Here is a 6942-nt window from a genome sequence, read left to right as displayed (position 1 = left end):
ACTTCATCTCTTCCACTGTGACACTCATTATCTTCATAATTTGTTCTATATCACTTTTTTTTGCTTTTACTATCATAAACCATTTCCCCCTGTTTTTACATCAAGCTGATTCTCTTATGTATTTTTCACCCTTCTTCAAAGAAGCTTCTTTATCATTCTTTTTTCTTAGCTGGTAAAATCTTTAGAGCTCACTCTATACCTGTGTTTTCCTCTTCAATTATCTGCCCATAGGTTTCCAGAGATTAATTTTTCTTCAGTTTCCATCCCTTATTTTTAGCGGAGAATTAGTGACATTATAAAAAAAAGCAGTGAAAATTTCAACTGCTTTTTTTTGAAGGCTGAAATAATATTTCCTGCACTTCTTTTATTTCCCTATTCTTTTATTTTCATCTTTTTTTATCTCTTCATCAGTGATCTTGATAAAATCATCTTTCATCCTGTTGACATCACTGCATGTTTTTTTCAGTTCACGATATAAGTTTCTTATTTTTCTGAAAAATCCAGGCAGATCTTCTGGCTTTATCACCACCATAATAACCACCCAGATAATAATAATCTCTGTAAATCCCAATCCAAACATATCTACTCTCCAAACTTAAATATTTTCGCTACCAGGATAGCCATAAAATAGAGTATTACAAGGGGAATTGCCAATCCTACCTGGCTCACCACATCTGGTGGTGTTACAATTGCCGAAACTACAAATATTAAAACAATAATATATCTGCTAGCCGCAAGAGCCGTTTTCCTCTTTATGATATTAAAGGCCATTAACAACACAAAGACTATAGGACTCTGAAACCCTATTATGGACCAAAATACAAAATACAAAGCATAAAAAAGGTTAGTTTTATAATTTAGTAGAAGTCCCACGTCCTGAGGAATAAAGTCACTGTCTGTCAAAAATTTAATTGAGATGGGAAGTATCTTAAAGTATGACAGATAAATGCTCACTATTACCAGTATAAAGCTGCAGACAAGTGCCGCCGCGAGACATCCCTTCTCCTTTTTATTCAAGGCTGGAAAAATAAAGGCTACAATGTTATAGATATGCAGAGGCATGGAAAGAATAAGGCCCATGATCAGGGATATTTTAATTTTCGTCGTCATCCCTTCAACTATGGAGTTTACAAAGAGCTTATTCTCTCCGCCGCTAGGTATAGAGGAATAGAATTTAATAAACAGATCTACAATCTCATTGTGAATAGAAAATGCCACTACAACAAATACTGCAAAACTAATCACTGAAATAATAAGCCTTTTCCTCAGTTCCTTAAGATGTTCAAATATATGCATATACTTGTCTGATGCTGGGTTTGCTTCCATTTTTTATACTTCTCCGTCTTGTTTTGTCTCTTTTTTTTCTTCGTCCTTAATTGCTTTATTAAACTCTCTTCTGGCTTCACCTACTGATTTAGCCAATTTAGGTATTGCTGATGACCCGAATACAAGAACTACTATAGCCAAAACAATCATTAATTCTGTTGAACCCATTATCTTTTCCTCCTTTAAAATTAAAAGTTAATATTGAATTTATCCATTTACAGGTACTTTAGACAGCTTCATGCTACCCTCTTTATCTTTTTGGATTACAACCCAGGCAAGCCAATCTTTATCATTTCTATCAGGATAATCTTCCCTGTAGTGGTTTCCTCTGCTTTCTGTCCTAAATAGGGATGCCTTTAGCTTCATCTCTGCATTTAATATCATATTTTTTGTTTCATGAACCAGTCTCAGTTCATGGGCGTCACTTGCTATCATCTTATCTGCAAAATGATCTCTGAAAAACTCTATATTTTTAAGAGCAGCTTTTAGTCTGTCCTCTTTTTTTATGTAAAGTACATAGTATGGAATCATGTTAAACTGCAGCATCTGAGTCACCCAGGCTGGACTATAACCTTTTTCCAGTTCCCTCGATGCAAACATATCTTCTTTTATCTCTTTTATAGTAGAGTCACTGATATTAGGCATATCTGATTTTTTTATATACTCGGCTCCTACTTCTCCTGCCAGAGCTCCCTGTGTCGCAGAACCTGCCAGGGAAAAACCCATTACTCCTACATACTTTCCTCCTACCAGCATAGATGACAGGCAGTCACCTGCTGCAAAGAGTCCCTCTATATTAGTTCCGCATCTTGCATCAGTCGGGAAAAGTCCTTCACTCTTATGAACTCCCATACCTGCTGTAGAACCACCTATAGGATCTCCGTCACCCATTCCTGGTGGTTTCCCTCCTTCCATTCCAGGAGATTTCCTTCTGGAATCACTTCTCTCAGGCGGCTTTCTTTCTCCGTCACCTCCTGGTGGAGGTCCCATAGTAACCGGGATACTAGCTGCATGTGCACTGTGATACATATTGAGATCCAGTCCCATTCCATTTGCTTCCGGACCATTTTCTGTCTTCATTATCCCTGTTTCCCATTGATTTTTCCAGTTGCCCCAGCAATAGGCCGGATTATCAGAACCGGTAAAATGAGTATCTACAAACTCTTTCCCGGAAATTTTACCACCTATTCTATAGGCCATGGCATCCCCGTCGCTTGTCAGAGATCTGAACTGGAAACCATTTGGTTTAAAAGCCCCGGCTCCTGTACAGAGAAGCACAGATTTAGCTTTTATTACTACAGCCTCTTCGCTGTCCAATTTAAATCCCACTGCACCTGCCACTTTCCCGTCTTTTTCAAGAAGTGTAGTAAGCATTGTTCTTTCTATTATCTGAATTCCTTCATCATAAATTTTCTTTCTGAGAACTTTACCAAAACCAACCTCTGTAGCTCCCCATGACTTCATCTCTTCATATATCTCTTTAGAGTAGTCCATTAGCTGATCCAGATATTCCGGTCTGTTTATCCCCTCAGTATTTGTGGCCATATTTTTGTGCCAGGTAGCTCTGTCATCACCATTGGATTCATCAAATACAGCAAAACCATTGGCAAAAGGAGTCTGTCCAGACCTTCCCACACTTCCCTTGTCTACAAGTACCACCTTAGCTCCGTTTCTGCTGGCTCTCAGAGCTGCAAATACCCCTGCAATACCTCCGCCGATCACCAGAATATCAGTTTCCTGCTCTAGTGCAGTTTCCATCAGCTGTGATATCTCCTTAGGAGATCTGTTCTTTATAAGCCCTGCTGCTATGGCGGCACCTGCTACACTTATACCAAGGGCACCCTTAATAAATGCCCGTCTATTAATATACATATTTTTCACCTCATTTTTTTGAGTTTATACCATGAATTTTTTAAAATCTTTAACAGGGAATTTTTCAAGTTTCATTTTCCCGTCAGAGCCTTTCTCCATGACAACCCAGGCAAGCCATTCTTTGTCATCTTGATCAGGATAATCCTCTCTGTAATGATTTCCCCTGCTTTCTGTCCTGAAAAGTGATGATCTTAGTTTCATCTCAGCATTTAAAAGCATATTTTTCACTTCATGAGCTTTTCTCAGATCGTGTAAGTCTGTTGCCCTTAAATTTGGTAAAAAATGATCTCTGTAAAATTCAACCATTGTAAGTGCAGATTCCAATCTATTTTTCTCTTTTATATACAGCACATAATAAGGTGTCAAAACTCCTTGTATCAAGTGCTCAACCCATCCTGGAGAATATCCTTTTTCATTCTTTAAAGGTTCAAACATTTCATTAATTGCATTTGTTATTTTTTCATCACTAATGTTTTTTATAATTTTATTGTTTGCATATTTTGCAGAAGCTTCCCCTGCAGCGGCACCTTGTACAGCTGACCCCATTACAGAAAATCCACCTACACCGTTATAAATAGGTCCAACCAGCATAGAAGACAGGCAGTCTCCGGCTGCGTATAATCCCTTGATATTAGTTGCGCACTTACTGTCACTTGGAAATAAGCCTTCAGCCTTATGTACACTGAGTCCTGCCGATGCTCCTCCGATAGGATGCTCTGGGCGGCCTCCTTTTGGGCGTTCACCTTCTCCTTCTTTCCCTCCAGGTGGACCTTGAGGTCTGTATGATCTTTCACCATCTGGTGGACCCTGTTTTCCGTCCCTTCCACCTGGTGGTGGTCCGTCTGGCCTTGGGGCATCCACAGGGATTAATCCCTTATGTGCTTCATGGGCTCCGGTCAAGTCAAGAGCCTGACCTCCGCCTTCCATAGGACCTTCTGTCAGCTTTGGAAGTCCCCTGCTCCACATACCCTGCCATTGCCCCCAGCAATATGCAGGGGAATCTGGATTATTATCATGTGTATCTACAAACTCTTTTCCTGAGATTCTTGCTCCTATTCTATAAGCCATTGCATCACCGTCAAAAGTCAGCGACCCAACCTGAAATCCATTTGGCTTAAATCCGCCGGCTCCGGTACACAAGATTACAGATTTGGCATTTATCACAACTGCTTTTTCACTGTCAAGAGAAAAGCCCACAGCCCCTATAATTTCACCATTATTTTCAAGAAGTGTGGTAATCATGGTTCTTTCTATGACTTTTATATTTTTATTTTCCATTAATTTTTTTCTGAAAACACCGCCAAAGCCTATATCCGTTGCCTTCCAGTCTTCCAGTTCACTGTAGATTTCTTTAGAATAATCCATATACATATCCAAGTAGGCGGGATTATTGAGTTTTTTAGAATTTTCTTCCAATATTCTATGCCATTCATCTCTTTTATGGCCCAGTTTTTCATCAAAAACAGCCATAGCACTGGCAAATGGTGTCTGCCCCGATCTTCCTATGCTGCCCTTATCTACCACTATAACTTTTGATCCGTTTTTACTGGCTCTGGTTGCTGCAAAAACTGCTGCAATTCCTCCACCGATTACCAATATATCTGCACTATGCTCTTGTTTTGTATATGCTCCCATATTTTCTGCACCACCTTTTTTATTAACTCCAGCTGAGTACTAGTTTCCCGTTTTTTTCAGCTGTCAGCTCCATTGCATCATAGGGACAGTAGTAGACACACAAGTTACAGAGCTGACAGTCATCAGGGTATTTTACAATAGCAAGACCGGTTTCTTTATCCATTCTGAGCACGTCACAAGGACATGCCAGTATACATTCTCCGCAAGCTTTGCATTTATCATCAATTACCTTGATCATCTTAATCCTCCTAAAAATAAAATTATTATATTGTCACCTTAAGTCTCATAGCCCAAAGTGCCTTGAATTCTTTTTATTATATATCTCAGACAGAGTTTTGAATTTATCAATAAAGAAATAATCTGAAGAGTCAGCTGTAAAAACATTTTCTCCACTCTTCTAAGTTTCAAACCCTCATAAATTCAAAACTTTGCTTAAACTATCTTATATTTAGCATAAGTTGTTCTAAGCACAGTTTTAGCTGTACTTAGAACAACTAAAAACTTATTGTCTCTGAGGTCTCTGTCCCTCATCAGGAACAAATAAACCTTCTACAGTTTTCTTATAAGTTTCATACTGAGTAGTTGTAAGTAAAGGCTTTATTTTTGAATCCCTTGCTTTTATTAACGGTTCTATTTCTTCTCTAGCTGGTGGCTGCTGAGTATCTTTAAGTTTACTTTCAAAAGAAGTTTTGAAATCAGCTAAAATAACTTGCATTTTAGCTTTGATACTGCTCGTTACAGCTAACCCAGCATAAAAATCTGCCTCTGAAATCTTTTCAAATCTTGGAGGTCTGTCACCCATCCCCCCTGAGGAATTCCCCATTCCTGTGGAAGCATTTGCACATGCAGTAATTGTAACCATTGATACAACTAAAACTAACGTTTTTAGTGATTTTTTCATAATAACACTCTCCTTTTTATTATATGACTCTCTCAAATCATTAATTTTACTTCTTTTATATATAAATAATTTGAAGTCTTACTTGTCCCTATTATTGAGGGCATTTGAAACAGCATTTATTATCCCTGACGAAGAATATGTTGCTCCTGCAACGGCATCTACAGCAGTGTTTTGACTTTTTATTATTTCGCTTAGAACAGTATCTTTTGCCCTGTTGAACCAGACGATATCATCTTGATAACTTACAATATCAATACTTTTAATAATTTCATTTTCCACCCTTACTTCTACCTGGACCGTTCCCTTATAACCTTTGGAACTTCCATTATAGGTTCCATCTTCGATGCCTTTTGCTATATCTGCAGAGGCGATTCCCCCGACTTTTTCAGCTGTTATTGTCTGTCTATCATTCCCAGATGCATGACTTTTAGATGTACTGTAATAAATAAACAGAGACAAAATCAATGAAAATATAACAATACCTTTTGAAAAATTAATCTTTTCCGGTCTACTTAATCCAACTTTTCCAAAAGTAAGTGTTTTTTCTATGGGACAGCTGCTTATACACTGAAAACAGTTTATACAGTTTGGATCTCTTAGATTTACTGAATTTGTGATATCTATATTCATAGGGCAGACTCTTTCACATTTTTTGCATCCGATGCATTTCTCGTCATCCCTTTTTATTGTAAAAATTCTGAAAAGACTTAGCAGACCATACTTGGCTCCCTGTACACAGAGATAGTTGCAAAATGGTCTCTGAAAAAAAACTGACACCAGAGAAAAAAATACTACCACTAAAATTGAAATTATAGTTACAGTGTTCCCGGATATTAATTCTAAGAAATTTACTCTCGGATCAAATTTTAAAATGGTAAATATAAAATCTGACAGGTTCAACAGCAAAAGCAGGAAAATCAGATATCTGCTGAATTTTAAAATTCTGTGGAGTGATTTTGGGACTTTCCTCTTCTTGATCCCAAATGCACTTCCTATATGGTCAAAGGAATCCTGTATAAACCCAAATGGACATATCCAACCGCAGTAGAATACCCCTGTAAAAAATGTGAGAGTCAGAATTAATAAAAGTGTAAATTTAAAACTTATAGAAAATGATACTGCTGTTAAAATTAAGCATAAAAGCTGAACTAAAAATCGGTAATCCTGAATTTTTTTCATAATTTTATTCCTTTCATATTTTTAAAGTT

General features: G+C 37.6%; 8 protein-coding genes. All 8 read right to left on the bottom strand.

Annotated elements, in window-relative coordinates; genetic code table 11:
* Window positions 1-364: 364 nt before the first annotated feature.
* The 8 genes from ABZA26_RS04475 to ABZA26_RS04440 all read right to left on the bottom strand — a co-directional run bounded on the left by ABZA26_RS04475 (window position 365) and on the right by ABZA26_RS04440 (window position 6913).
* A complete protein-coding gene (locus ABZA26_RS04475; RefSeq protein WP_372713315.1) occupies window positions 365-580 on the bottom strand; it encodes a preprotein translocase subunit TatB in 216 nt (71 codons plus the stop codon).
* 2 nt (window positions 581-582) lie between these two features.
* The gene (gene tatC, locus ABZA26_RS04470) at window positions 583-1326 is read right to left on the bottom strand and encodes a twin-arginine translocase subunit TatC (RefSeq protein ID WP_372713314.1); all 744 of its coding nucleotides are present in this window, start codon (window positions 1324-1326) and stop codon (window positions 583-585) included.
* Between the two features lie 3 nt (window positions 1327-1329).
* Window positions 1330-1494: a twin-arginine translocase TatA/TatE family subunit gene (locus ABZA26_RS04465; RefSeq protein WP_372713313.1), complete on the bottom strand. Its 165-nt coding sequence runs from the start codon at window positions 1492-1494 to the stop codon at window positions 1330-1332.
* 39 nt (window positions 1495-1533) lie between these two features.
* The gene (locus ABZA26_RS04460) at window positions 1534-3198 is read right to left on the bottom strand and encodes an FAD-dependent oxidoreductase (protein WP_372713312.1); all 1665 of its coding nucleotides are present in this window, start codon (window positions 3196-3198) and stop codon (window positions 1534-1536) included.
* A 24-nt stretch (window positions 3199-3222) separates the two neighbouring features.
* Window positions 3223-4833: an FAD-dependent oxidoreductase gene (locus ABZA26_RS04455; protein ID WP_372713311.1), complete on the bottom strand. Its 1611-nt coding sequence runs from the start codon at window positions 4831-4833 to the stop codon at window positions 3223-3225.
* Window positions 4834-4855: 22 nt separating this feature from the next.
* Entirely contained in the window at window positions 4856-5071 is a 216-nt protein-coding gene (locus tag ABZA26_RS04450) for a ferredoxin family protein (protein ID WP_372713310.1), read from the bottom strand.
* Window positions 5072-5335: 264 nt separating this feature from the next.
* Window positions 5336-5734 (bottom strand): hypothetical protein, encoded by a 399-nt coding sequence (locus ABZA26_RS04445; protein ID WP_372713309.1) that lies wholly within the window; start codon window positions 5732-5734, stop codon window positions 5336-5338.
* A 78-nt stretch (window positions 5735-5812) separates the two neighbouring features.
* Window positions 5813-6913, bottom strand: coding sequence for an FMN-binding protein (locus ABZA26_RS04440; RefSeq protein WP_372713308.1), 1101 nt, complete (start codon window positions 6911-6913; stop codon window positions 5813-5815).
* Window positions 6914-6942: the final 29 nt, after the last annotated feature.

The sequence above is a fragment of the Ilyobacter sp. genome (genome assembly GCF_041583315.1).
Lineage (GTDB): Bacteria > Fusobacteriota > Fusobacteriia > Fusobacteriales > Fusobacteriaceae > Ilyobacter.
This window is presented reverse-complemented; position numbering and strand designations above follow the sequence as displayed.